The sequence below is a fragment of the Testudinibacter sp. P17/SS/0325 genome, assembly GCF_053570765.1.
The window spans coordinates 153,725-178,961 of the sequence record NZ_CM131635.1; the positions used below are offsets into that span (position 1 = coordinate 153,725).

Here is a 25,237-nt window from a genome sequence, read left to right on the forward strand (position 1 = left end):
GAATGGATAAACAACTCCGCCAAGCCGCTCTGGACTTTCATGAATTTCCGGTGCCGGGAAAAATTGAAGTTACCCCGACCAAATCCCTTGCTACCCAACGCGATCTGGCATTAGCCTACTCGCCGGGCGTTGCCATTCCATGTCTTGAAATTCAGCAGGATCCGTTAGCCGCCTATAAATACACGGCGCGCGGCAATTTAGTCGGTGTAATTTCCAACGGGACGGCGGTGTTAGGTTTAGGCAATATCGGCGCTCTTGCCGGTAAACCGGTGATGGAAGGCAAAGGCGTGTTGTTTAAAAAATTCGCCGGAGTCGATGTATTCGATATTGAAATCGACGAACGCGATCCGGATAAAATCGTGGATATCATCGCCTCATTGGAACCGACTTTCGGCGGGATCAATCTGGAAGACATCAAAGCCCCGGAATGTTTCTATATCGAGAAAAAATTGCGTGAGCGTATGCAAATTCCGGTGTTCCACGACGATCAACACGGCACCGCGATTATCTGTGCGGCGGCGGTGATAAATGGCTTGCGCGTGGTCAATAAAGACATCAAAAACGTCAAACTGGTGGTTTCCGGTGCCGGTGCTTCCGCGATTGCCTGCTTGAATTTACTGCGTGCATTAGGCATGGAGAAAAACCATATCACCGTGTGCGATTCCAAAGGCGTCATCTATAAACAACGTGAAGACGCCGAGCGTATGGACGAAACCAAACAATTCTATGCGATTGACGATAACGGCACACGCTCACTTGCCGATGCGATTCCAAACGCGGATATTTTCTTGGGCTGCTCCGCCGCCGGTGCTTTGACACAAGAAATGGTGAAAAGCATGGGACCAAGCCCGATTATTTTAGCGTTGGCAAACCCCGATCCGGAAATTTTGCCACCAGTCGCCAAAGCAGTACGTCCCGACGCGATTGTCTGCACCGGTCGCTCCGACTTCCCGAATCAGGTGAATAACGTACTCTGCTTCCCGTTTATTTTCCGTGGCGCATTGGACGTGGGCGCAACCACCATTAACGAAGAGATGAAACTGGCTGCGGTGCATGCGATTGCCGAATTGGCACACGCCGAACAAAACGAAGTGGTCACCTCGGCTTACGGCGAGCAAGAAGTGGCATTTGGTGCTGAATACCTGATTCCAAAACCGTTCGATCCGCGCTTGATCATCAAAATCGCCCCGGCAGTGGCACAAGCGGCAATGGATTCCGGCGTTGCCTTGCGTCCGATTGAGGATATGAACGTCTATATCGAAAAATTGACCCAATTCGTATACAAAACCAACTTGTTCATGAAACCGATTTTTGCCCAAGCCCGCTTAGACAAAAAACGGATCATTATGTCAGACGGCGAAGAACCGCGCGTATTGCATGCGGTACAAGAAATCGCCACCTTGGAAATCGCATTGCCAATCCTAATCGGTCGTCCGGACGTGATTCATCAGCGAATCAAACAACTGGGACTGCATTTGGAAGAAGGCGTTGATTACGAAATCATCAATATTGAAAAAGATGATCGCTATGAAACCTGCTGGACCGGCTATTATGACATTATGAAACGCCGCGGCATTACCCCGGCATTGGCAAAACAAGAAATTCGTATCAACCCAACCACCATTGCGGCGATGTTAGTCCGTTTAGGCTACGCCGACGGCATGATCTGCGGGTTGGTCGGTTCTTATGCCGATCACCTGAAAGCCATTCGCAATGTGATTGGCTTAAAAGACGGGGTGAAAACCGCCGCCACCGTAAACGGGCTGGTAATGCCGAGCGGAAACGTATTCGTGACTGACGCATTTGTAAACCAAGATCCGGATGCGGAAGAATTAGCCGAAATCACTTTAATGGCAGCCGCCGAAGTGAGCCGTTTCGGGATTGAACCTAAGGTTGCCTTAATCTCCCATTCCAACTACGGCGCTTCCGACCACCCAAGTGCGGTCAAAATGCGCAAAGTACTAGAATTGGTGAAACAACGCGACCCGAACTTGATTATTGACGGTGAAATGCACGCCGATATTGCACTTTCAGAAAAACTGCGCCAGAACATCATGCCGGACAGCCCGCTTAAAGGCTCAGCCAACCTCTTGGTCATGCCGAATATGGAAGCGGCGCGTATCGGCTATAACTTACTACGCTCCGCAACCACGGCGATCACCGTCGGTCCGATGTTAATGGGCTTGCGCCAATCCGCCCATATTCTGACCCCGGTCGCCTCCGTCCGCCGGATTATCAATATGGTCGCAGTAGCAGCAGTGAATGCGGCTAAAGAATGACGCTAAATAAATGATAAATAAAGCACCAAAGAGCAGGGTTAATCCTTGCTCTTTTTTTATAGCCTTCCGTCACAAAAAATAAACATTTAATGATCTCGATCAATTTATTTGCTACACTAGTGATGAAATTCAATCCGCTTTTCCTAACGAAAAGCCTTCTTTACTGGCAGTTTTTATTCAACTACTTTTTATTCAACTGATGAGGAAATGAAAATGGCTTATACTCTACCTGAACTACCTTATGCCTACGACGCATTAGAACCGCACTTTGACGCACAAACCATGGAAATTCACCATTCCAAACACCACCAAGCCTATGTGAACAATGCCAATGCGGTATTGGAAACATTGCCTGAATGGCAAGACAAATGCCCGGGTGAATTGATTGCTAACTTGGACAAAATTCCTGCTGACAAACGCACCGCTCTGCGTAACAATGCCGGTGGGCACGCCAACCATTCTCTGTTCTGGAAAGGCTTAAAATTAGGCACAACCTTACAAGGCGCCTTGAAAGACGCCATCGTACGTGATTTCGGCTCCGTCGAAGCTTTCCAAGCGGAATTTGAAAAAGCGGCAGCCACCCGTTTCGGCTCAGGCTGGGCGTGGTTAGTAATTAACGACGGTAAATTAGCCGTGGTTTCCACTGCCAACCAAGACTCGCCATTAATGGGCAAAGACATCGCCGGTGTGGAAGGCTACCCGGTTTTAGGCTTAGACGTGTGGGAACACGCCTATTACTTGAAATACCAAAACCGCCGTCCGGACTACATCAAAGCATTCTGGAATGTGGTCAACTGGGACGAAGCCAATGCGCGCTTTGAGAAAAAATTGGCAGGCAAAGGCTGTTGCCAAGATAAGTAATTAATTTAATTAACGAAAAAGCACTCGGTTGAGTGCTTTTTATTGCTTTATTTTCTATTCAATAAGCTCATTTTATTTCAATAAGCGCCTTTGCCACGAACCACCACATTGGCTGTTTTTGCTAATATGGCAATATCATTCCATAACGACCAATTTTTAACATACCAAGCATCCAAATATACACGTGTATTATAATCAGTATCACTGCGCCCACTCACTTGCCACAAGCCTGACATCCCCGGACGCACCATATAATAATAGCTCACATCATCTTTATAAAATTTCAATTCCTGCCGAATCACGGGGCGAGGTCCGACCAGACTCATTTCGCCTTTTAAAACATTCCATAACTGCGGCAACTCATCTAAGCTGGTTTTCCGCAGGAACTGTCCGACGTTGGTGATCCTCGGATCATTTTTTAATTTAAAACTTTTCGCCCATTCCTCTCGTGCCGTTTGATCGCTGGCTAACAGCTCCTGTAATATTGCACTTGAATTCATCACCATAGTACGAAATTTATAACAATGAAAAGGTTTGCCATTCCGTCCAATTCGAATCTGGCTATAGGTTGCACAGCCTCCATCTTGTCGAATTTTCAGAAATAAATAACCAAATAAAGGACTTGCAATCAATAATAAAAAGAATGAGGCGATAATATCGAACGTCCTTTTTATGATACGTGAAGATCTTTTGGCTAAATTATTATGAATCCGCAACACAATCGCTTCATAACCAAAAAAATGCGAAACCTCCGCTCCATATAACGGAATACCATGTAGAGGTGGAACAATCGAAATATTACGAAAGCCCGTTCTCGAGAGTTTACGCATCCAATATTCCATCATGTCGTTTTGATGATTTTCCAATGCAATAAAAATCTTTTGATAGTGTTCTAAATGAGAAAAAAACTGTTCCTCTGTAATATAACCGCCTTTTTCTACCGTCACCGGAATCCGCCCGATAGGATCGATAAACGCTTTGATTTTATAACCCAAACTAACTTCACTACTAATCGCTCTATAAGCATTACGTGCATTCTCCGCATTACCGATAATCACACAAGCCATATCCCACGTGCCTAAATAGCGAAGTATTTTTTTACAAAGAAAACGAGCGAACGGAAAACAAATAAACAAAATGACAGAAATATATAACCAGGTATCCAATGACGGGGATTTTTCAATAAATACCAACAGGGCAAGATTAATCAACAAAACAACGGCGAGAGTGGAATAAATATCTTTTAGTTCATCCCAAAAAGGTTTGCGATAAGTATAATGACGGTGAATAACCCAAAGCCAACCAACCATAATAAATGCCATTAAACTGAAAGCCCCCAAGCGCGTCAACGAACCATTAAACTCCAATTGCTCCATTGAAAAATCATCCAATGGAGAGAGATAATAAGCCACTGAAATTGCGAAAAAATATGTAATAAAATCACAACTGATCAATGCCAGTTTATTAATTTTAGGCGCTAATTTGGGGTTATTTATCATTTTTATTTCCAAAACGTTTTATACATACTCAATTGTTTACAGCACGCTAATGGTAATTTTTGCCAAGCGAATCCCAATTTAAATCCAAGCCACTTCATCAAGGTCGCCAATGCTGCTTTTGGCAATAGCCAAGGGGCATTGTTCCATAAATAACGGATTTCCGACAGAACAAATTTTTTACCCTCAGAACTTGCCGTTCCAAATTTTTTCTGAATCCAACTTTCATTTTTTTGAAAGACACCAATATCAAAATAACGTTGGAACTCTTGCAAAAGCGTATAGTTGTGGGAATGTTGAACCGTTGCTTCAGCACAATAAACAACGTTATAACCAGCCAAAATCATTTTTGCCGCCAAATACATATCTTCCGCTAAAATGGTATTATCAGGAAAACCGCCTAATTCATTAAACACAGATAATCGATACGCAGCAAAAGAGTTCGAGATAAACGCCGTTTTAATGCCTAAGTGCGGTATATCTTCCTGACTTTTCTCCACCGATTGTTCAGGATAATTGAATAAACGCGCGTGTGCCGCCAACGGATTAGCATTATCGTGTGGCAACTGACGACCATAAACAGCAGCAACTTTAGGATTATCAAAAGCTTTTAGCAAATTTTCAATCGCATTGTCAGTCACTAAAATGGCATCTTGCGTCATAAAAATCACAATATCATAATCTTGAATAAATAATGATACTGCTAAATTTCGCGTTCCACCATGGTTAAAATCCGTCTGTGAAATACGATGTGTTGCAAAACCGCACTTTGTCGCTAATTCCACGGTGTTATCCGCCGAGTTTGAATCAATCACCAACACATCAGGCTGAACACCTTGCCGCTGAATTTTAGCAAAACATTTTTCACCTAGCTTCCCGGCATTATAGGTTGGAATAACTAAAGCGGCTTTTGGCAATATCATGTTGGATTATTCCTTATTATTTTATGAGCCATCGCCCATTAATATCACTTTCCATACGCTCAAACCGCTTTTCTGATTTAAGTTTTTCAATATCACGTTTAATAGCACGTTCCGCGACGGCAAGCAAAAATGATAACCTTGCAATCATAATACTAGAATCTTCTATTATAAATTTCAACAAGTTAACCCTGCGCAATGTAATTTTATCAGTGACATTATCAGATAGATCAGTTTTGACTTTTTCGATATTCTCGATACCTGTAACAATAAATTTTATGAACGCCTAAAATAATCTTCCCACCATAAGTATTTGCCATCGCCGAATAGTTTTTCCAAAAGTCAATAGGTAACTCACGCAAACCACTTTTGCCTTGGGCGAGTTTGAATTCAACCGCATCTGATTCTAGGAGGTTGATTATTGTATTCTAAGTAATTTTATTTAATTCATAATCCCCAAAAGCATTAAATTATCTATATATTCTCTTTTAATGCGTAATCAAATACTTTTAAATATTCTTTAGCAATAGACTCTATATAAAACTTCTTACTTGCTGAAAATACTCTACTTTGTAATTTATTATACAATTCTTTATCCATTACTAAATCAGAAATTATATCAGCTAACTCATCTATTTGTACTTTACCATCTCTTAGATCAAAGATAATACCAGCTAGATTAGAATCTTCATCTTTCAGTTGATTTTTAGATTCTCCTAAATTACTTGCTACCATCGGCTTACCTGAATATAAGCATTCAATAATAACTAATGGGAAACTTTCACCTTGAAATTCTGATGGAAGCAACCCAATATCTGCAGTAGCAAAATAATCTCGTACATTTTTTTGAAAACCAACTAAATGTATATACTCAGGTACCTTACCCAATAACTTATCATATACCTCGCCACTGCCAACTAATATTAAATGTATATCCTTTCCTGTCTTAATCCTAGCTAAAGTCACAGCTTCAATAGCAGGAATCCAACCTTTTTCAGGAATAGCTCGGCTCACAATGCATGCAATAAATGCATTTTCACTAATACCTAAAATACTTCTATCTAATTTATTACCAGTATAATAAGGTAAACCATTTCCAATTTTATGGAATATTTCCATATTAGGAAAATTATTATCGATAAAAGGAGGTAAATTTTTATCTGCTATATATATAAATGAAGAGCAGCTCTGTTCGACTCTTTTCAAGAGGCGCTGGAGATCATTCTTATCAATAGCTTCATACATTCCATGCAAAGTAATCACATGCTTAGGTGTTTTATCTTTTTTATCCACAAAATGTGAAATTATCTCATCTACACTTCCATGGTGAGTACTAACTATATCTATGCTTAATGTATCAATAATTTTTCTTAGCTCTGACATATTCGACAATCTAACTAAAGGAATAGACGGATCCAACATCTCTCTTACTTTCTCGTTTGAATGACTTAATTGGCAATCTAAAACTGTTACCGGATAGTTCAACCGCTTTAATTCATTTGATAAAAATATAGGAAATGTTTCGCCACCACCAATATCTAAGCAGAAAATACAAATTAAGATATTAGGTCGCCTTTCATTTTTATTATCATAGATCTTATTTAAATTAAACCAGTTTGATACATCCTTAATATCATCTCCCCCACAATAAGAAACATAATGCTTCTCTAACTCATTTAAATGTTTTTCATGACTACTTTTAGGGATTTTATAGTTTTTTTCTAAAAAAATCGCTATTTTTTCATGCTCTTCGTAATATAGCTCGGAACCTTGAACTTTCAAAGAAGTACTTTTTTCATGTACTCTATAATAATTTTTCGTCTCCGTACTATAATGAACAGCCCCCCCCTTAATAAAATCTATATAAAATAACCAATCACCACACAATTTGAAATTGTGCCACTGTGAAAAAATTTCACCAGATATTTTTCCCACATTTCTAAAAATGACACTGCTAACATTTGGAATGATATTTTTAATAGAAAATGCAGTTTTCACCAAATCATTTGCACTTATTGAAAAAGAACGATACCATGGCAATTCAATATCATTTAAATACTGTTCAGTGCTATTAATTTTTATCCCATTTTGAATAAAATCACTTTTAGCAAAAGCAAGCATTATAGCTTGATCACTAAAAGCAGGAATAAGTTTTTCAATGAAATCTTTCTCACACCAATCATCACTTTCTGCTATCCAGATATATTTTCCTTTAGCTTGCGCTAATCCTTTAGCCCATTGTTGAAAAACACCACCACCATTCTTCTCACTAAAGATAGTCGTAGTAATATCTGGATATTTATTCTTATACTTGAGAAGAATATCACGACTGTTATCTGTAGAATGAGCGTCTAACAAAATGACTTCAATATTTTTATGTGTTTGCATATAAATTGAATCAAGCCTTTCTGTTAGATATTGCTCATAATTATAGTTAGGGACTATAATTGAAATTAGAGTATTGCTTAAGCCATTATTTTTAACACTCAAATTCCACTCATTAACCAATAAATATTCATTAATTTTTTTTATCCTTATATACCTACTTTTAATTTCAAAATATTTAAAATAGACTCCTTTCAAACTTGATTTAAACGGCAAAAAAAAATTATAATATATTTTTGAATGGTTGTGCTTTAAATAAAATCCAATTTTATATATTAATTCCTTAAGTTTAAATTTAACTTGATTGTATTTTAAGCCATAATACAATTCAGCTTTACTAGCTTTAAAATAAAAGACAATATTATACATAATTGCCCTTATTTTAATTTTATGATTTTTAGCACTATGACTAACGAGTGTATTTTTTTTCATATGCCAACCAGAAAAACCTTTCTAGCTCCTTTCATATTATCGCTTTGTTGATTTTTGCTATAGTATAGAAGAAATCAAGTAAGCAATGTAATCCGCTGATTATATGTGTATAGATTTTAGTGTCCATATAATTAATGATTAAGAAAATCAATAATAATATTCAATAATGTGCTTTTTATGTTACATATTTCTTGGGTACAATTTTATAGATAATCTAATCATATTTAAAAACATTATCCATTAATCTTTGAGAAGAAAAAATATTACTAATTTTTCTATTAATTCTTAACAACTTTAATTTTATTCTTGTTAAAATGAGTTAGAAATTATAATTGCATTATTTAAATCCCTTCACAAATCAAGGATTTAAATAACATTATCTAATGAGCAATCATCTAAAATAATAATTCTATCCGGCACAATATCTTGATTCAAAACATTTATAATTTGTTGTTCAATATCGATATTATGACAGCCTACTAATAATATTAATAATAAAAAAGAAGTGTGCTTTACTTAATAAAATATTTATTTATCGTTTTGGACACATAATCCACATCAAAAACTATACCGAGAGTACTATAAATATCATTTAATTGGGAAATATCAATATAATAGCTTGAACCTTTATCTTCAATATTATAATATGCCTCTCTGTTAAGAGACCTTTCTAGAATCGATACTAGTTCAAGAATATCTGTATATAGTGGCGAGGCTAAATTTATTATTAAATTCATAAATAAATTTTTTTTAAAATATAATCAACGATTTTAAAGACATCATCAACATCTATTATGTTTCTTTTACTTTTACTAAAAACGCTAAACTCCTCTCCATTATTAATTTTATTATAAATAAAATTAATAATGGTTGGACTTTTTGTCCTCCCTGCAACTTGTGGTAATCTAAATATTAAATATCTATCACACTCATCTTGTAGTATGAGCTCCATCAATAATTTATGCAATACATATTTTGAATTTTGCAGTGTCGAATCATAAATACTACAAGTGCTAAAATAAACAATTAGACTCGCTGGATTATTTCTGATTGTATGACGTAACAGCTCTCTCTCTCGAGTAAAAGATGATGAATTCTCTTCATTAGAATTAGATACTCCACTAGCAAAAATAATTACATCTTCAGTAGATACATAACTATTAAATGCTTTAGCAAGCATTCCTCTACCAATAATCATAACACCTCTTAGAACAGTTTATTAATTTTTAATTTAAATAGTGCTCGTAATAAAAAACTTCCTATTTTACTTTCTGCAATTCTTATTAGCTCATTTTTATAGCGAAGATTTTGTATACTATACTGTATTCCTGACAGGTCTTGTTTATCATTAGCAATTCCTAAAGGTGGTAATTCATAAGTCGGATTATTCCAAAAATAACCTGGACCATTAGATGAAATTAGATTATAAATTTCATTACCATATTCTTTATAGAGTCGGTTATTATTTTTAGAAAGAATATCATATAGATATAAAATCATATTTTTATTAAATTGTCGGGACATAGAATTATGTCTAACTCTATACTTAACCAACACTTTAGGGATAGAAAAACCGATGCAACCATTTGATACCATCGCAAGCCAAGAATCATAATCCTCCATACCATACTCCATATTTGAATGATTAAGACCGAACTCTAAGAAGTCACTCTTACGAACAATACAGAATGCTGACAACATGTTTGCACAACACATAAATGGCAACTCTGTATTAAAAGTTGGCCATACCCCTTTTCCATTTTCAAAATACTCTAACCAAGAGTATACAAATGAAATATTTGTAAATCTATCCAGTATTTTTATAGCGCTAGAATAGAAATCTTTATAGACAAGATCATCTGCATCTAAAAATGTAATATATTCTCCTTTTGCATTTACTGCCCCAACATTTCTAGCATTAGCTAAACCTGAGTTTTGAATATTTATAACTCTTATATCATATCCAATAAAATTATTTTTAATATCCTCAAGCTTCTGCAAAGAGTCTAAATCTGTAGAACCATCATTAACAATAATAATTTCAAAATCCTCTAAATCAGAAGATAGAGCCGACTCCAGTGTTTCAATTATATATTCTCCTAAATTATAGTAAGGAATTATTATTGATATTTTCTTATTGTTATATGAATTCTTTAAAACTGGAGTCGAAAGCTTTAATCGTTTTATATACTCAGGTTCTGGAAAATTTAATTCCGTAGCATTATCGATAACTTTATGATAAAAAGAAATACGAACAGCTAAATTATTACTCAAAAGAGATGATGCCATTACTCTATTCCTAGCCGCTTCCCCCATCTCTTTAATAGTTTTCAAGTCTAAATTTAAGAAATTTTGCAACTCATTTTCGAAAGAATTTTGCTTATCCCAATCAAATATAAAACCAGCAGTCCTATCATTACCAACCATTTCAGCTTGCCCACCACTTATAGATGCTAAAATAGGCTTCCCTAACATCATTGAGGTGACACAAGTATAAGGATAGTTTTCATACAGGGATGGTATAATAACAACATTCAATTGACTAATTTCATGATGTAGATTTTCTGGTGGCATATTGTCTTTAACTACCAAATAACCCAATTCTATCCATTTAGAATATTTTTCCAGTAAGTATTTCTTCAAATATACTTGTTTAGGATAAAAGAATGTATCTCCACCAATCATGCAGAGCTTAAATTTTATATTATTTTCCCACATTTTTGAAATATGACTAAGTAATTGAACAACACCTTTCCTATATTCAAACCTACCTATATATAAAAAATCATATTCAATATTTTTAGTACTACTTCTTATTTCATCAAATGGTAATGGAATAATTTCTATCGAATTCTTAATATCTAATTCATCTCGAATTTTCTTGGCTAAAAATTGGCTTTGAGTTAATAACGCATCTGCACTATTAATAGCAAACTTTTCCATTTGCCCAATCCAATAATTTGAGAACTTATATCTAGGTTCTTGATTAATTTTCATTAGTTCAAATATCGGTGTATGCATATGAACAACTATTTTTAAATTTTGAAAGCAATCCTCTAAGGCAAATCTGCGTTGAAAAAGATAATAACCTAAAGCATTATATTCTTGGACTTCTATTAAATCTGGTTTACCTTCTTTTTTAATCAATCCTTCAACAACATCAGAAATTTGATATGACAAGGCAGCCCAATATCCCAAAGCTGAGTAAATAGGATGCTCCATATGTTTAAAACGAAGCACACGATAATTAGAATTAATATTCTCTACTTCATCTGAGTCACCTCTAGTTATTACAGTAACCTCATGCTCAAGCTGAGATAGCCCTAAACAAATTTGCTTAATATAAGTAGATATACCACCACCAAAACTTGGTGGAAACTCAGATGTTAAAAACCAAATTTTCATATTATTCTCCAACAATTCTTTTAATAACTTTATGTAAAAAATCAATTTTATTTTTTAAAAAAGTATTTTCATCCCGTGTATTATTCAGTTCAGTTCAGTTCAGTTCAGTTCAGTTCAGTTCAGTTCAATTAGACTATTTTTATTAAATCATTATACAATTGAGAAACATAATTACTTCTTCCAGACTCAATTATAGATCCATGCTGAAGTAAAACTGAATATTCACATAACTCATTTACTTGTTCTATAGAGTGAGATACAAAAAGCAATGTTGTTCCATCTGACAACATATTATTCATTCGTATTTTACATTTTTCTTGGAATGCTGCATCACCTACAGCCAATACTTCATCAACGATAAGAATATCTGGTTTAACAATTGTTGCAATTGCAAACCCTAAACGCGATGCCATTCCCGATGAAAAGTTTTTTATTGGTGTATCGATAAAATTTTCTAATTCAGCAAAATCAATAATTTCATCAAAATGCTTTTCCATAAAAGATTTTTTATACCCCAGTAGTGCCCCATTTAGAAAGATATTTTCTTTAGCAGTCAACTCCCCATCAAAGCCAGCCCCTAGTTCAATTAATGGGGCAATAGTACCATTTACTTCAACGCTACCTTTGTAAGGGGTTAAAATACCGCAAATCAATTTTAGCAATGTGGATTTTCCCGATCCATTAACGCCCAACAGCCCCCAAGACTCTCCTCTTTTTATTTCGAGATTAATGTCTTTTAATGCCAGAAACTCTTCAAACATTAATTGCCCTTTTAGCATTTTTATTACATAATCCTTTAAACCACTATAATTTTCTGTTGATTTATTAAAGCGAACTGTGGCATTGCACACTTTAATAACAGTATCACTATTTTTCATATATATAAAATAAAACTATCCTGTCGTTTATTAAAATACCAAGCCCCAAAAAATAAGATGAGAAGTGCTAAAATACTACCTAATAGCATTGTACTAGAATCGGGTATTTTTGCATATAAAATAACACCTCTAAACTGTTCTATATATTGATACATTGGATTTATCGTTGTATATATTAATCTATAAGATTCCGGAATAATTGTGATTGGATAAAATATTGGCGTTAGATACATCCACATGGTCACAAAAACGCCCCATAAATACTGTATATCTCGAAAAAAAACTGTTATTGCTGCAAGAAATAATCCTAACCCGAGACAGAAAATAAATAATTGCAATAAAATTATAGGAATAGCTAAAATAGCCCAAGACCATGGAGTTCCTGTAATCAGCATGACAAGTAATAATGCTGCTAGTGAAAAAATTAAGTTAACTAAAGAGCTTCCAACTTTGGAAATTGTAAAAATATATTTTGGAACATATGTTTTTTTGATTAATGAAGCATTGCCAACGATTGATAAAACAGAGATATTTGTTGCCTCTGCCATAAAACCAAATAATATTTGTCCTGTCAATAAGTAAACAGGGAAGTTAGGAATATCAAACCGAAATAAGTTGGAAAATACAATAACTAATACGACCATCAACATTAATGGATTTAGAATACTCCATAAATAACCTAAATAACTTCTACGATATTTAAGTTTAATATCTCTTATGATCAACTGCTTTAACAGTTCATCAAAAGCATAAAACCGTTTAAATTTATCTATTAATTTTTTTAGCATAAAAATAATTTCGCCTTGCTTAATTCATTACCTAGAAGATCTTTTCGCGACAAACTCGGTTCACCCTCTAACGGCCATTCAATTCCAACTGTTGGGTCATTCCACAAAAGAGAATATTCGGCTTTTGGGTTATAGTAATCCGTACACTTATAATGTATATCAGCTTCATCACTCATCACATAAAAGCCATGCGCAAAGCCTTCCGGCACCCAGAGTTGGCGTTTATTTTCAGCCGATAAAATTTCACCAATCCATTTGCCAAACGTTGGTGAATTTTTACGTAAATCAACGGTAACATCAAAAACTTCACCGAAAATAACCCGCACTAATTTACCCTGCGTATTCTCAGTTTGGTAATGTAAACCACGCAGCACACCTTTTACTGATTTCGAATGATTTTCTTGAACAAAAGTGCGGTCGCAAATGTTTTGTTTAAACCACTCATCGCGAAAAGTTTCCATAAAAAAGCCGCGCTCATCACCAAAAACTTGTGGTTCAAGCAGTTTGACATCAGGAATTGTGGTTTCAATAATTTTCATTTTGATCCTTGCTTCACAAAATTTCGTTTATATTTTCTATGACTTTGAATATTTCTTTCCGCATCTTTTTTATCCCAAACTTGTAATTCCCAGGGATAATAGAAATTGCTGGTATTTTTAAAGTAAATATGGATACCAATATACTCCTCTTTATCTCTTAAATACCAATTTTTTAAGCCATATTTTTCTTTCCAAACATCTAAGTTATCCATTATTTTCGTTATATCATCAGTATCCACGATAACTCTTGCGCCAAAAATATCATTCAAAATACTGTTAACCGGAAAACCTTCGCTACGTTGTTTGAATCGTTCAATTTTATCCAAGATAGATTCTGATGTTTTTACCCGATAAAAATAGGCAATATCATATAAATCGGCTCGATAAAGATAATCATTGATTGATTCGTGTAAATTCAGGCGGTAAGCCAAAATATGCTCAACCGGTACTTTATCAAAAGTATGCTTTAAATTTACCTTTTCAATTTTTTCGGTTTCAAAATAATCTTCTGAAAACGCAAGATGAACTTTATTTATTTCATCTATTAATCTTTCAACTTTTTTTAGCATAATTTAGATACCAGTAAAATTAGCCATACGCTTTAATATTTTTTAACGCCTTTTGCCAATCGCTTGGTTTAATCCCAAAAGTACGGTTAATTTTATCTAAATTTAAACGTGAATTTGCCGGGCGTTTTGCGGGAGTTGGATAATCCGCTGTTGTAATACTATTCAAGGCAGGTTTTTTCACCAGAGTACCTTGCTGTTCCGCTTCAGCAAAAATGGCTTGCGCAAATTCGAACCAACTCACATAAGGCTTGCCAGTATAGTGATAAACACCGAACTCTACTTGTTCATCATGAATAATTTTATTAGCTATAGTAATCACTGTGGCGGCAATATCACCGGCATAAGTCGGTCCGCCAATCTGATCACCTACTATACCTATTGTGTCGCGCTCTTTTGCCAAGCGTAGCATGGTTTTCACAAAGTTATTACCATGTTCGCCAAACACCCAAGCAGTGCGTAGAATTATCGATTTTTCACAGTATTGTTGAACGGCAATTTCACCCTCTAATTTGGTTTTACCGTAGACACCTTGCGGATCGGTGGGATCCGTTTCGAGATACTCACCACTGCCCTGCCCATCAAATACATAATCCGTAGAAATATGTAAAATTGCGGCATTCACTGCATTTGCGGCTTCGGCAAGATATTTTGGACCATTAACATTAATCGCTTGCGAGAGCTCAATTTCACTTTCCGCACGATCAACCGCGGTATGTGCTGCGGCATTAATAATCACATCGGGCTGAAAAGTTTTGACGGTTTCGAATACCGCACTTCGGTCGGTAATATCTAATTCTTCACGATCAACCGCTAAAATTTCTGCCTTACCTGTGAGTTGCTCAACCAAGTGGCTTCCCACTTGCCCACGGCTACCTGTGATTAAAATTTTTGCCATTATTTTCCATCCTTGACTAAGCGAATTAAATACTGCCCATATTCATTTTTACTTAGCGGTTTGGCTAGCTCCAATATTTGCGCTGTGGTCAGCCAGCCATTACGCCATGCGATTTCTTCTAAACAAGCCACCTGTAAATCTTGAATGTGTTGCACCGTGCGCACAAACGAAGCCGCTTCGTGCAGGCTTTCGTGCGTGCCGGTGTCGAGCCAGGCAAAACCACGTCCTAACAATTGAACATTGAGCGAGCCGTCTTCCAGATACATTTGATTAATCGAGGTGATTTCCAGTTCGCCACGGTCAGAAGGTTTAACCTGTTTGGCGAATTCCACCACGCGGTTGTCATAAAAATATAAACCGGTCACCGCCCAGTCTGATTTCGGTTGCGTTGGTTTTTCTTCAATTGATAAGGCTTTGTAATTATTATCAAATTCGACCACGCCAAAACGTTCCGGATCTTTCACTTGATAAGCAAACACGGTTGCGCCGGTTTCTTTGCCGACCGCACTTTGCAATAACGGTGTGAATGATTGCCCGAAAAAGATATTATCACCTAACACGAGACAGCAACTGTCGCCGTCTATAAATTCTTCGCCGATTAAAAATGCTTGTGCCAAACCGTCGGGACTGGCTTGAATCGCATATTGCAAATTAATGCCAAAATCACTACCGTCGCCCAATAAACGTTTGAAACTGTCGTTATCTTCCGGGGTGGTGATGATTAAAACGTCACGAATACCCGCTAACATCAATACCGAAAGCGGATAATAAATCATCGGTTTATCGTAAACCGGCAATAGTTGTTTCGATACGCCGCGGGTAATCGGATATAAACGCGTGCCGGAACCGCCGGCTAAAATAATCCCTTTCATATAAAATACCCAATTAATCTGCTAAAATATTTGCATTAGGTAAAAATGATTTTTCATACTTTAAAATTGTCTGATCTGCCGTAATAAAATATAAGCTTTCTGTCTCTGCCTGTGCCAGTAACATTCTATCGAAGGGATCTCGATGAATATATTCCAATTGTTTCAAATGAAAAATATGTTCAGGAATCAATGGTAGCAATTTGAAACCATTCTCTTTTAATTGTAAAACAAGCTCTTCAGGGTTAATAATAAAATGCGGTTTATCTAAATTTGACTTAATCGCAATTTCCCAAATGCTCACAATACTGAAATACAATTCATTTTGTAAATCTGTTAATAAATCAATACTTTCAGGTTTTAGCTTCTTTATATTTCCTTGCGCATACCAAATCAAAATATGACTATCGAGTAGAATTTTCATATTTTCCCTCAAACATTTCAGCAATTTCATCTGAATAAATTTCATCAAAATTATCTGGTATCTGAATTTTTCCTTTCATAAAACCAAAATTTCGACGATTGTTTGATGGAGCAATATCTTGGTTAAAAGGTTGAGAGGATAGTGTCAAACTTCCCTTATGATCACTATATAAATACATTTCATCCACATCATATTCAATCGGCAAGATGATAATACGTTGATTGCCATTTCTTAAAACCGGAATAATTTGTTGCATATGTACCTCCTTAATAATTTAAGATGATAACCCTAAACGCTCACCTTGATAAGAGCCATCTAACACTCGGCTCCACCATTTCTTATTATTCAAATACCATTCCACGGTTTTACGAATGCCGGATTCAAAGGTTTCCTGTGGTTGCCAGCCTAGCTCGCGCCCAATTTTGGCTGCGTCAATCGCATAGCGCACATCATGTCCAGGGCGGTCAGTCACGTAGGTGATTAAATCTTGATACTGCGCTACACCTTGCGGTTTATTAGGCACAAGTTCTTCTAATAAGTTACAAATGGTTTTCACTACTTCAATATTGGCTTTTTCATTGTGTCCGCCAATGTTGTAGGTTTCGCCAATCTCGCCCTCTGTCACCACTTTATACAGTGCACGTGCGTGATCTTCCACAAACAACCAATCGCGAATTTGCATGCCATTACCATAAACCGGCAGCGGCTTACCATCGAGCGCATTTAAGATCATCAATGGAATCAGTTTTTCAGGAAAATGGAAAGGACCATAATTGTTAGAGCAGTTAGTCACAATTGTTGGGAAGCCGTAAGTGCGCAACCACGCACGCACCAAATGATCGCTTGAGGCTTTGGAAGCGGAATAGGGGCTGCTTGGGGCATAAGGCGTTGTTTCAGTGAATAAATCGTCCGTGCCTTCTAAATCGCCATACACTTCATCGGTGGAAATATGATGAAAGCGGAACGCGGATTTGCGAGTTTCATCAAGACCGCTCCAATAGGCTCTCGCCACTTCAAGCAAGGTATAAGTGCCGACGATATTGGTTTCAATGAAAGCGGCGGGACCGTCAATCGAACGATCAACGTGGCTTTCTGCTGCAAGGTGCATCACCGCATCGGGTTGATGCTGCCGGAAAACGCGCTCAAGTGCGGTCTTGTCACAAATATCGACTTGTGCAAAGGCATAACGTGGATTTTCAGCAATGTTTGCCAACGATTCTAAATTACCCGCATAAGTTAATTTATCAACATTGATAACGCTATCATGGGTATGATTAATGATATGACGCACCACAGCAGAACCGATAAAGCCAGCCCCACCAGTAACTAGAATTTTCATAAATACCTGCTTTCAAAATGTGAATAGAGAATGATCTACGATCTTGCGATCTTGCGATCTTGCGATCTTGCGATCTTGCGATCTTGCGATCTTAATAGATTATCCACGAACAAGTCTAGATTATTCTATAAGAATTTCATTTAAAAAACCATTTTTTATTAAATAAAACTCCATACAACTTTACAAATAATAATTATTATTATCTAAGTGATTTAATAAAAAATAAACGCTTTTCGAATGCAGTTGATACGGGTATAATCTGCGCTTTGTAACGGCAACGAACTTAAAATAACCGACAAAAGTGCGGTATTCGTTGTTGCCTGTCGACTGTATTTAAGATTAAAAATTTCAGAGGAATGAATGGCTAAAGAAGATAGCATTGAGATGCAAGGCACGATTTTGGAAACCTTGCCAAACACCATGTTTCGGGTTGAATTGGAAAATGGTCATGTGGTAACGGCGCATATTTCAGGCAAAATGCGTAAAAACTATATCCGCATTTTAACCGGCGATAAAGTCACCGTGGAATTAACACCTTACGATTTAAGTAAAGGGCGCATTATTTTCCGTAGCCGTTAATCTCTCTCTTTTTCTCGAAAAAGCGCTGCCGCTTTATTATAAGTATAAGACAGCGCCTTTCTCCCTAGTCCCCTTCTTTACTGACGCAAGCCCGTTGTAACAGCTTGCGGCGTAAAAGTGCGGTCAGCATATGCAAGATGAGCAATACCAGCGAGATAATATAAAGCGGTTTATCGCCGAGCATTAAATAAGGCGTTGCGTTTATTGCTTGTGATAATGTCAAATCAAAGGTTAAGGTCGTCGCTTCAAATTGAGGCGCTTGCGCCAACACGTCTCCGCGGGCTCCGATAAAGGCGGTAACCCCGGTATTGGTCGCGCGAATAACCGGTTTGCCGTTTTCTAACGCACGCATTCGCGCCATCTGGAAATGCTGCCAAGGTCCGATGGAATCCCCAAACCACGCGTCATTCGAAACCGTTAAGATGTAATCGGTTTTTCCGTTCTGTTTCAGATTTTGCTGTAACTGGCCGCCCAAGGTAATTTCATAGCAAATTGCCGTGGTCAAACTCAGTCCTTTGGCTTTTAGCGGCGCTTGCAAATAGTCGCCTTGCTTGAAATTCGACATCGGCAAATTAAACATCGTTCCCAGCGGGCGCAACAGACTTTCCAACGGCACATATTCGCCAAACGGAACCAAATGGTGTTTGTTATAACGGTTGTCGGTTTCAAGACTATAAGGCTGCTGCGGATTCCCTAATACCACTACCGAATTATGAAAACGATCCGTTTGCACGTCATGGTAAACCGTGCCGACGATCAGCTCGCTGCCGCTTTGTTGTGCCGCCGTTTGCCAATTCTGTAGCAAGGTCGGCACTTGGTTTTCCAAGGTTGGAATCGCCGCCTCCGGCAGAATAATCAAATCGCTTTTGCCCAAGTGCGGTGCAATCAAATCTTGGTAAATCTTAATCGTATTGCTGAGATAATTCGGATCCCATTTGAGGTTTTGTTCAATGTTTCCCTGCACTAAGGTGACTTTCAGTATTTTGGGGTCTTGTTTGATTGTGCTGAGATGAATTTGCGGATCGTGGTTTTTCCCCGCATAAAACGCCGCCGAAGCCACGACGAATAACACTAACAATGCACTGACACTTGTACCTTTCGCGTGACTTTTCCATGCCTTGAAGCTTGTCACAAACAACGCCGATATCCACACCACAAAGAAGGTTAATCCTTGCACGCCAAACAGCGGCGCTATGCCGAAAAACGGGCTGTCGATTTGCGAATAACCGAATTGCAGCCACGGAAAACCGGTCATCACCCAACCGCGCAAAAATTCGGTAAATGTCCACAGAATGGCGAAGATCACCGCGCTTTTCACCTGAAAACGCCGCACCAGATAAGTAAACAGCAACGGGTATAAGGCTAAGTATGCGGCAAGCAACAGCACCGCCAGATAGCTCAATAATAACGGTACGCCGCCGAATAAATTGATACTGACGTGGATCCAATTAATGCCAAACGCAAAGAAACCCAACGCCCAGAAATAAGTGGTATAAAGTGCGGTTCTACGCGAGGTTTGTGTCGCAAGAACAATCAAGCCACCGACACTGAGATACGCCATGCCCCAAAAATCGAACGGTGCAAAGGCAAAAACACCGCTGGCGCCCAGCAACAAACTGAGGATAATTTTCACTAACGGAGAGCAGAACAAAATACGCATTTAGCTATTTTCCGTCTGATCAGTATCCGGCATAATCTCATCCGGCACCCGCACCCGTAATTGAATAATCTTACGGCTGTCGGCAGACGCCACTTTGAATTGCACGCCTTCCAGTTCAATCTCCTCATCCCGGCTCGGCAAATAGCCGAAAGCCTGCATAATCACGCCGCCAATGGTATCGACTTCTTCCGATTCAAAATGAGTACCGAATTTTTCATTAAAATCTTCAATATCGGTTAATGCGGACACCGAATAAGTGTGACGTGAAAGCTGGCGAATATCCGCCGCTTCTTCTTCGTCAAATTCGTCTTCAATATCGCCGACAATCTGCTCAAGAATATCCTCAATTGTCACCAAGCCGGAAATTGCACCGAATTCATCGACCACAATCGCCATATGAAACCGTTCGGAGCGGAACTCTTTCAACATCCGATCCACGCGCTTGCTTTCCGGCACAATCACCGCCGGGCGCAGAATCAGCGACATATCAAACTCTTCGGCGTTACTACGTGAAAACGGCAATAAATCTTTTGCCAACAGCACGCCTTCAACGTTATCACGTTCGTCGCTCACCACCGGAAAGCGCGAGTGCGCCGATTCGATAATCACATCAAGACAAGAATCCAGCGATTGCTCTTTGTTGATAAACACAATTTGCGCCCGCGGAATCATAATATCACGCACCCGCAGTTTGGAAATCTCCATCACGCCTTCAATCATTTCGCGGGTGTCTTGATCAATCAGCTCATTCTGTTCGGAATCGCGGATGACTTCGACCAACGCTTCACGGTTTTTCAATTCGCCTTGAAACAAGCCGCCGAATAGCGACTGGAAAAAACCTTTTTTCGAACTCGGCTCCGGATTGTCGTTTGTTGTCTGTTCGTCACTCATAAATGTGTTATCACGTTAGGTTATTAAAAATAATTTTTGTCAAACTAGCATATTTTATCAGGCTTCGCCAGCCGTTTGCCGTCGACATAATAAAAAACCAACCGCACTTTGAGTTTGGTTGGCTTTTCTTTAAGCGAATGTTCGCGTGTTACTTGGCTTTTTTCTGTGCGCGTTTGCCCAAGACAATCGTAACTGAAAATGCAACCACGAAAGAGATTAACATCCCAATGACGTACATACTGATGTCATTCGGTTTAATCGAGATAATGCCCGGTAAACCGGCTGCGCCGAGCGCTTGGGCTTTGACATTGAATAACGCCACGAATGCACTGGCACACCCCGCCCCGATCATCGCGCCGATAAACGGATAGCGGTAGCGTAAGTTGACCCCGAACATCGCCGGTTCAGTGATTCCCAACAGCGCACTGATACCTGACGGCAAGGCGATCCCACGGGTTTTTACATCTTTCATAATCACAAACACCGCCAAACACGCCGCACCTTGCGCGATATTCGACATCGCTGCGATTGGGAAAATGAAAGTACCGCCGGTCGTGGCGAAATCTGCCAACAACTGCGTTTCAATTGCAATAAAGGTCTGGTGCATACCGGTGATGACAATCGGGGCATACAACGCACCAAACAGGGCGCCACCGATAAAGCCCGCCGTATCATATAACCAAGTTAACCCGGCTCCCAATAAGAAACCGGCTTCACGGGTGATTGGCCCGACAAAACTGAACGTTAAAAAGCCGGCAATAAACAGCGCCAATAACGGGGTTAACAAGTTATCCAGCACCGACGGCACGACTTTACGCAACGCTTTTTCCAAGGTTGCCAAAATCCAAGACGCAACCAATACCGGCAATACCGAACCTTGATAACCGACGCGTTCAATATCGAAACCAAAGATATTCCAATAGGCAAGCTTACCTTCGGCAACCACACTGGTATAGTTCCAACCATTGACTAAATCCGGGTGAACCAACAACATCCCTAACGCCGCCCCTAAGAACGGGTTGCCGCCGAATTTACGCGTCGCCGAAAACGCAATCAGAATCGGCAGAAATACGAACGGCGCATTGGCGAAAGTGTTGATCATCGCTGCCAAATCGGTCAGTTCGGGATGGGTATCAATTAACGACATCCCTTCAACAAACAGATCTTTTGCCATAAACACATTGGCAAGCCCCATCAACAAACCGCCGGCAACGATCGCCGGGATAATCGGTACGAAGATGTCAGCCAAGCCTTTTACCAAGCGTTGCAGCAGATTTTGGTTTTGCGCTCCGGCCGCCGCGACATCGCTTTTGGTCATATCGCCCATGCCTAACAGCTCGCTCATTTCCGCATGCACTTTATTCACGGTGCCGGAACCGAAGATAATCTGATATTGTCCGGCAACGGAAAATTGTCCTTTCACGCCGTCAATATTCTCAATCGCTTCTTTATCGACCGCACTTTCGTCCTTTAATACGATCCGTAAGCGTGTCGCACAATGCGCCAAGGCGCTGATATTGTCTTTCCCACCCAGTTTTTCGATTACCTGTTGGGCAATTTTTGGAAAATCCATCGTTCTCTCCTTGTTTGTTCGAGTCATTGATTACAATGTGTGCGATTTTAACTAAAACGTTTTAGTTACGCTATTACTTTAACTAAAACGTTTTAGTTGAATTGCATTTTTGTGATCCAGTTAACAAAAAACCCCGTTTTGAAGACGGGGTTGACTATCAATACACGTTTTGTATTAACCTAAAAACGGTAAGAGGCGGAAAAATCAAAGGTGTTCAACTTAAGCTTATCATCGCCGTGTTTTAAGTTGGAACGAAGATATTCAACGCCTAGCTCAATATCCGAATCCAACGCATAACGCACGCCTGCGCCATAACCAAATCCTTTAAAATTGCGTTTGTCGTTATTCAAATTCTCAAATTTGATCTCGGAATAGTTATAGTTCACTTTACCGAATCCCAATAAATTCGGGGTGATACGGTAGCCTTGCGCATAGCCCAGTGCGTAGTGATCACGCTGCTTAATCTTGGAGCGGGAAGAATTACTGATATTCAAGGTGTCCGATTCCCCCAGTTTATCGCCGAATAATTTGATTGAAGCATAAGGCAGACCGACAAAATCATTACCGTAATCAAAACCGTAATCGCCGATTAAATTAAGGGAAGTAAAACGTTTAAACGAAACCTCGGTGCCGCCGCTGGCGGTGCCTTTGTTCGTCGCTAAATTCAAACCCACGGACGGACCGACAAAGGTCTGTCCTGCCGGTGCCGCCTGCACCGCACTTGAGGCGGCAAGCGCCGCGAATAAAACGGGAAGTAATAATTTTTTCATTGTTTTCTCCTTGCAAAATGAAAATAGTGTCAATCTTAATTGATGGTATTTTAACCAAAGTCGCTTCATCTGACTAGCGCTAATTGCCGTCGTTTAATGGTGGGAAAAAACCAAGGTGAAATCTTCAAACATCGGCCACACATCGGCATCAAAATCGCGTTTCAACACCCGTTCGATCTCCGCCAGTTTTTGCAAGAGACGAAACAGATCGGCGTAGCTCATACGTTGCATTGCTTTGGTGAAAAACAGGCGGCGGTTTTGCCACACCCGCAAACGATCAAATTGTTGCCGTAACTGATGTAACGGTAATGGATCGGCGCTGTTAAGCATACTTTCTGCGCCGCTTAACTGTAAAATCGTCATCAACTCTTTTTGTGCACTGCGTAATAAAATCAGCGGCTGTATTTCTTCCTGCCGCAGCGCATGCAAAATCCGCACTGCTCTTTTGGTTTTGCCTTCCAGCATGGCGTCTAACCATTGATAAGGGGTAAAGACCGAAGCCTGCTCGACACAGGTTTTGGCTTTAAGATAGTTGATTTTGCCCTCGGGATAGCGCAATTTGAGCAAATTTAGCAGCTGTTTCAGTGCCAATAAGTTGCTTTCATAGCTATAACTCAACAGTTGCACCGCTTCGTTGTCAAGCTGTAACGCTTCGTCCTTGGCGCGCTGCCGGATCCACTGCGGCAGTTGTTCGGCGGTCGGAGTTTGGCAGTTCACTAACACGATCGCCCCGCCGGCATACTGTTCAAGTGCGGTAAACCATGCCTGTTTTTCGGTTTGCAGATTAAACTTCGCCACTTGCAGAATCAGTAAAATATCTTGGTGTAACAATTCAACCAAGGTGGCTAGTTTTTTTTGTACCGTTTGGCTGAGATTGTCCGGCAGCGTCAGAATAAGCACCGATTTTTCAGAAAACAGACCGCGTGCTTGGCAATGTTGATAAATCTCATCCCAATCGCTGTTGTTATCAATCGTTCGGGTTAAGATCTCATCAAATTGTTGTTTTTTGGCGGCTTGTAATAAAGCTTGGCGCGATTCGTCCAATAACAGTAAATCTTGCCCGAGCAACAGATAACTCGGGGCAAGACTTTGCGCTAGCTGGTTTTTCAATTGAACGGCTGGAATTCTTTTCATGGCGTGTGCTTACGGCACTACGGCGTGTCCAATTGCTTTTGCAAACTGATGATTTTAATAATCAGTTGGCGTGCCGCTTGGCTGCGCATATCATTGTAAATCACATCTTCTTCCGCGGATTTTGCCAAGGCTGCACGGGAATCGTCAAAAAATGTGCGGCTGTTGCGCAAGCTTAACGGAAATTCGCCGCGCCCCGGCACATACATCGTTGCATTCAGATTCAGACTGAGTAACTTTTCCGCCTCTCTGCCCTGCTTAAATACCGAAACCACATTGGACGAGAGCGTATGCTCTTTAATGCGTAATTCCGGTACATCGCCGCTTTGCACAATCTTGACCTGATGTAAACGTAATTGGTTACGCACTTCACGTGTCAGATAATCATAGGGTTCGGCGCTTTGCAACTTGATGGTTCGGAATTCCTTTTCGATTCCGCCTTGGTTGGCAAATTGAAAACCGCAGGCACTCAATAAAAGTGCGCTACAACACAGTAACAAGGTATAGGTTTTTTTCAGCATAATTTGAATCCTTATGATCAGAAACCGCACTTG

At 39.2% G+C, this 25,237-nt stretch carries 24 protein-coding genes; 3 read left to right on the forward strand and 21 right to left on the reverse strand.

All coding sequences use genetic code 11. The features are described 5' to 3' along the window. Positions 1 to 2 precede the first annotated feature (2 nt). Both ACWA50_RS00710 and sodA read left to right on the forward strand, forming a co-directional pair. A complete protein-coding gene (locus ACWA50_RS00710; protein ID WP_431053406.1) occupies positions 3 to 2,279 on the forward strand; it encodes an NADP-dependent malic enzyme in 2,277 nt (758 codons plus the stop codon). 213 nt (positions 2,280 to 2,492) lie between these two features. Next, positions 2,493 to 3,140, forward strand: coding sequence for a superoxide dismutase [Mn] (sodA, locus tag ACWA50_RS00715; protein WP_431053408.1), 648 nt, complete (start codon positions 2,493 to 2,495; stop codon positions 3,138 to 3,140). Positions 3,141 to 3,217: 77 nt separating this feature from the next. Here sodA and wbaP read toward each other — a convergent pair whose 3' ends face one another. The 15 genes from wbaP to rffG all read right to left on the reverse strand — a co-directional run bounded on the left by wbaP (position 3,218) and on the right by rffG (position 18,079). Next, positions 3,218 to 4,639 carry an undecaprenyl-phosphate galactose phosphotransferase WbaP gene (wbaP, locus tag ACWA50_RS00720; protein ID WP_431053410.1) on the reverse strand — a complete coding sequence of 474 codons (1,422 nt, stop codon included), beginning with the start codon at positions 4,637 to 4,639 and terminating at the stop codon, positions 3,218 to 3,220. A 2-nt stretch (positions 4,640 to 4,641) separates the two neighbouring features. Further along, the gene (locus ACWA50_RS00725) at positions 4,642 to 5,559 is read right to left on the reverse strand and encodes a glycosyltransferase family 2 protein (RefSeq protein WP_431053412.1); all 918 of its coding nucleotides are present in this window, start codon (positions 5,557 to 5,559) and stop codon (positions 4,642 to 4,644) included. 227 nt (positions 5,560 to 5,786) lie between these two features. Next, entirely contained in the window at positions 5,787 to 5,918 is a 132-nt protein-coding gene (locus tag ACWA50_RS00730; protein WP_449343110.1) for a hypothetical protein, read from the reverse strand. Between the two features lie 112 nt (positions 5,919 to 6,030). Further along, positions 6,031 to 8,373, reverse strand: a complete 2,343-nt coding sequence (locus ACWA50_RS00735) for a glycosyltransferase (protein ID WP_431053413.1) — start codon at positions 8,371 to 8,373, stop codon at positions 6,031 to 6,033. A gap of 733 nt (positions 8,374 to 9,106) precedes the next feature. Beyond that, positions 9,107 to 9,571 carry an NAD-dependent epimerase/dehydratase family protein gene (locus ACWA50_RS00740; RefSeq protein ID WP_431053415.1) on the reverse strand — a complete coding sequence of 155 codons (465 nt, stop codon included), beginning with the start codon at positions 9,569 to 9,571 and terminating at the stop codon, positions 9,107 to 9,109. Between the two features lie 8 nt (positions 9,572 to 9,579). Further along, entirely contained in the window at positions 9,580 to 11,778 is a 2,199-nt protein-coding gene (locus ACWA50_RS00745; RefSeq protein WP_431053417.1) for a glycosyltransferase, read from the reverse strand. 128 nt (positions 11,779 to 11,906) lie between these two features. Then, positions 11,907 to 12,656, reverse strand: a complete 750-nt coding sequence (locus ACWA50_RS00750; RefSeq protein ID WP_431053419.1) for an ABC transporter ATP-binding protein — start codon at positions 12,654 to 12,656, stop codon at positions 11,907 to 11,909. Then, entirely contained in the window at positions 12,653 to 13,444 is a 792-nt protein-coding gene (locus tag ACWA50_RS00755; RefSeq protein ID WP_431053421.1) for an ABC transporter permease, read from the reverse strand. The genes ACWA50_RS00750 and ACWA50_RS00755 overlap by 4 nt, the downstream gene beginning before the upstream one ends. After that, entirely contained in the window at positions 13,438 to 13,983 is a 546-nt protein-coding gene (gene rfbC / locus ACWA50_RS00760) for a dTDP-4-dehydrorhamnose 3,5-epimerase (RefSeq protein ID WP_431053423.1), read from the reverse strand. The genes ACWA50_RS00755 and rfbC overlap by 7 nt, the downstream gene beginning before the upstream one ends. Next, the gene (locus ACWA50_RS00765) at positions 13,980 to 14,552 is read right to left on the reverse strand and encodes a GTP pyrophosphokinase (RefSeq protein ID WP_431053425.1); all 573 of its coding nucleotides are present in this window, start codon (positions 14,550 to 14,552) and stop codon (positions 13,980 to 13,982) included. The genes rfbC and ACWA50_RS00765 overlap by 4 nt, the downstream gene beginning before the upstream one ends. 19 nt (positions 14,553 to 14,571) lie before the next feature. Next, positions 14,572 to 15,447: a dTDP-4-dehydrorhamnose reductase gene (gene rfbD, locus ACWA50_RS00770; protein WP_431053427.1), complete on the reverse strand. Its 876-nt coding sequence runs from the start codon at positions 15,445 to 15,447 to the stop codon at positions 14,572 to 14,574. Beyond that, positions 15,447 to 16,319, reverse strand: coding sequence for a glucose-1-phosphate thymidylyltransferase RfbA (rfbA, locus tag ACWA50_RS00775; RefSeq protein ID WP_431053429.1), 873 nt, complete (start codon positions 16,317 to 16,319; stop codon positions 15,447 to 15,449). The genes rfbD and rfbA overlap by 1 nt, the downstream gene beginning before the upstream one ends. 13 nt (positions 16,320 to 16,332) lie before the next feature. Continuing rightward, the gene (locus tag ACWA50_RS00780; RefSeq protein ID WP_431053431.1) at positions 16,333 to 16,740 is read right to left on the reverse strand and encodes a type II toxin-antitoxin system VapC family toxin; all 408 of its coding nucleotides are present in this window, start codon (positions 16,738 to 16,740) and stop codon (positions 16,333 to 16,335) included. Continuing rightward, positions 16,721 to 16,996, reverse strand: a complete 276-nt coding sequence (locus tag ACWA50_RS00785; protein ID WP_431053433.1) for a hypothetical protein — start codon at positions 16,994 to 16,996, stop codon at positions 16,721 to 16,723. The genes ACWA50_RS00780 and ACWA50_RS00785 overlap by 20 nt, the downstream gene beginning before the upstream one ends. An 18-nt stretch (positions 16,997 to 17,014) precedes the next feature. Beyond that, the gene (gene rffG, locus ACWA50_RS00790) at positions 17,015 to 18,079 is read right to left on the reverse strand and encodes a dTDP-glucose 4,6-dehydratase (RefSeq protein ID WP_431053435.1); all 1,065 of its coding nucleotides are present in this window, start codon (positions 18,077 to 18,079) and stop codon (positions 17,015 to 17,017) included. Between the two features lie 360 nt (positions 18,080 to 18,439). On the opposite strand from rffG, the gene infA reads away from it, so the two are divergent. Then, the gene (gene infA, locus ACWA50_RS00795; protein WP_034612205.1) at positions 18,440 to 18,658 is read left to right on the forward strand and encodes a translation initiation factor IF-1; all 219 of its coding nucleotides are present in this window, start codon (positions 18,440 to 18,442) and stop codon (positions 18,656 to 18,658) included. Between the two features lie 64 nt (positions 18,659 to 18,722). Here infA and lnt read toward each other — a convergent pair whose 3' ends face one another. The 6 genes from lnt to lptE all read right to left on the reverse strand — a co-directional run bounded on the left by lnt (position 18,723) and on the right by lptE (position 25,204). Beyond that, a complete protein-coding gene (gene lnt, locus ACWA50_RS00800) occupies positions 18,723 to 20,318 on the reverse strand; it encodes an apolipoprotein N-acyltransferase (RefSeq protein ID WP_431053437.1) in 1,596 nt (531 codons plus the stop codon). Then, a complete protein-coding gene (gene corC / locus ACWA50_RS00805) occupies positions 20,319 to 21,209 on the reverse strand; it encodes a CNNM family magnesium/cobalt transport protein CorC (protein WP_431053439.1) in 891 nt (296 codons plus the stop codon). 148 nt (positions 21,210 to 21,357) lie between these two features. Further along, positions 21,358 to 22,782: a sucrose-specific PTS transporter subunit IIBC gene (locus ACWA50_RS00810; protein WP_431053441.1), complete on the reverse strand. Its 1,425-nt coding sequence runs from the start codon at positions 22,780 to 22,782 to the stop codon at positions 21,358 to 21,360. A gap of 179 nt (positions 22,783 to 22,961) precedes the next feature. Beyond that, on the reverse strand, positions 22,962 to 23,552 hold the full coding sequence (locus ACWA50_RS00815) for a porin family protein (RefSeq protein WP_431053443.1): 591 nt from the start codon (positions 23,550 to 23,552) through the stop codon (positions 22,962 to 22,964). A gap of 93 nt (positions 23,553 to 23,645) precedes the next feature. Beyond that, positions 23,646 to 24,686 (reverse strand): DNA polymerase III subunit delta, encoded by a 1,041-nt coding sequence (holA, locus tag ACWA50_RS00820; RefSeq protein ID WP_431053445.1) that lies wholly within the window; start codon positions 24,684 to 24,686, stop codon positions 23,646 to 23,648. Between the two features lie 17 nt (positions 24,687 to 24,703). After that, a complete protein-coding gene (lptE, locus tag ACWA50_RS00825; RefSeq protein WP_431053447.1) occupies positions 24,704 to 25,204 on the reverse strand; it encodes an LPS assembly lipoprotein LptE in 501 nt (166 codons plus the stop codon). Positions 25,205 to 25,237: the final 33 nt, after the last annotated feature.

Excerpts from the sequence above, each read along its gene's own strand:
- ACWA50_RS00710 (WP_431053406.1), top strand. The coding sequence starts at position 3 with ATGGATAAACAACTCCGCCAAGCCGCTCTGGACTTTCATGAATTTCCG.
- sodA (WP_431053408.1), top strand. The coding sequence starts at position 2,493 with ATGGCTTATACTCTACCTGAACTACCTTATGCCTACGACGCATTAGAA.
- wbaP (WP_431053410.1), bottom strand. The coding sequence starts at position 4,639 with ATGATAAATAACCCCAAATTAGCGCCTAAAATTAATAAACTGGCATTG.
- ACWA50_RS00725 (WP_431053412.1), bottom strand. The coding sequence starts at position 5,559 with ATGATATTGCCAAAAGCCGCTTTAGTTATTCCAACCTATAATGCCGGG.
- ACWA50_RS00735 (WP_431053413.1), bottom strand. The coding sequence starts at position 8,373 with ATGAAAAAAAATACACTCGTTAGTCATAGTGCTAAAAATCATAAAATT.
- ACWA50_RS00740 (WP_431053415.1), bottom strand. The coding sequence starts at position 9,571 with ATGATTATTGGTAGAGGAATGCTTGCTAAAGCATTTAATAGTTATGTA.
- ACWA50_RS00745 (WP_431053417.1), bottom strand. The coding sequence starts at position 11,778 with ATGAAAATTTGGTTTTTAACATCTGAGTTTCCACCAAGTTTTGGTGGT.
- ACWA50_RS00750 (WP_431053419.1), bottom strand. The coding sequence starts at position 12,656 with ATGAAAAATAGTGATACTGTTATTAAAGTGTGCAATGCCACAGTTCGC.
- ACWA50_RS00755 (WP_431053421.1), bottom strand. The coding sequence starts at position 13,444 with ATGCTAAAAAAATTAATAGATAAATTTAAACGGTTTTATGCTTTTGAT.
- rfbC (WP_431053423.1), bottom strand. The coding sequence starts at position 13,983 with ATGAAAATTATTGAAACCACAATTCCTGATGTCAAACTGCTTGAACCA.
- ACWA50_RS00765 (WP_431053425.1), bottom strand. The coding sequence starts at position 14,552 with ATGCTAAAAAAAGTTGAAAGATTAATAGATGAAATAAATAAAGTTCAT.
- rfbD (WP_431053427.1), bottom strand. The coding sequence starts at position 15,447 with ATGGCAAAAATTTTAATCACAGGTAGCCGTGGGCAAGTGGGAAGCCAC.
- rfbA (WP_431053429.1), bottom strand. The coding sequence starts at position 16,319 with ATGAAAGGGATTATTTTAGCCGGCGGTTCCGGCACGCGTTTATATCCG.
- ACWA50_RS00780 (WP_431053431.1), bottom strand. The coding sequence starts at position 16,740 with ATGAAAATTCTACTCGATAGTCATATTTTGATTTGGTATGCGCAAGGA.
- ACWA50_RS00785 (WP_431053433.1), bottom strand. The coding sequence starts at position 16,996 with ATGCAACAAATTATTCCGGTTTTAAGAAATGGCAATCAACGTATTATC.
- rffG (WP_431053435.1), bottom strand. The coding sequence starts at position 18,079 with ATGAAAATTCTAGTTACTGGTGGGGCTGGCTTTATCGGTTCTGCTGTG.
- infA (WP_034612205.1), top strand. The coding sequence starts at position 18,440 with ATGGCTAAAGAAGATAGCATTGAGATGCAAGGCACGATTTTGGAAACC.
- lnt (WP_431053437.1), bottom strand. The coding sequence starts at position 20,318 with ATGCGTATTTTGTTCTGCTCTCCGTTAGTGAAAATTATCCTCAGTTTG.
- corC (WP_431053439.1), bottom strand. The coding sequence starts at position 21,209 with ATGAGTGACGAACAGACAACAAACGACAATCCGGAGCCGAGTTCGAAA.
- ACWA50_RS00810 (WP_431053441.1), bottom strand. The coding sequence starts at position 22,782 with ATGGATTTTCCAAAAATTGCCCAACAGGTAATCGAAAAACTGGGTGGG.
- ACWA50_RS00815 (WP_431053443.1), bottom strand. The coding sequence starts at position 23,552 with ATGAAAAAATTATTACTTCCCGTTTTATTCGCGGCGCTTGCCGCCTCA.
- holA (WP_431053445.1), bottom strand. The coding sequence starts at position 24,686 with ATGAAAAGAATTCCAGCCGTTCAATTGAAAAACCAGCTAGCGCAAAGT.
- lptE (WP_431053447.1), bottom strand. The coding sequence starts at position 25,204 with ATGCTGAAAAAAACCTATACCTTGTTACTGTGTTGTAGCGCACTTTTA.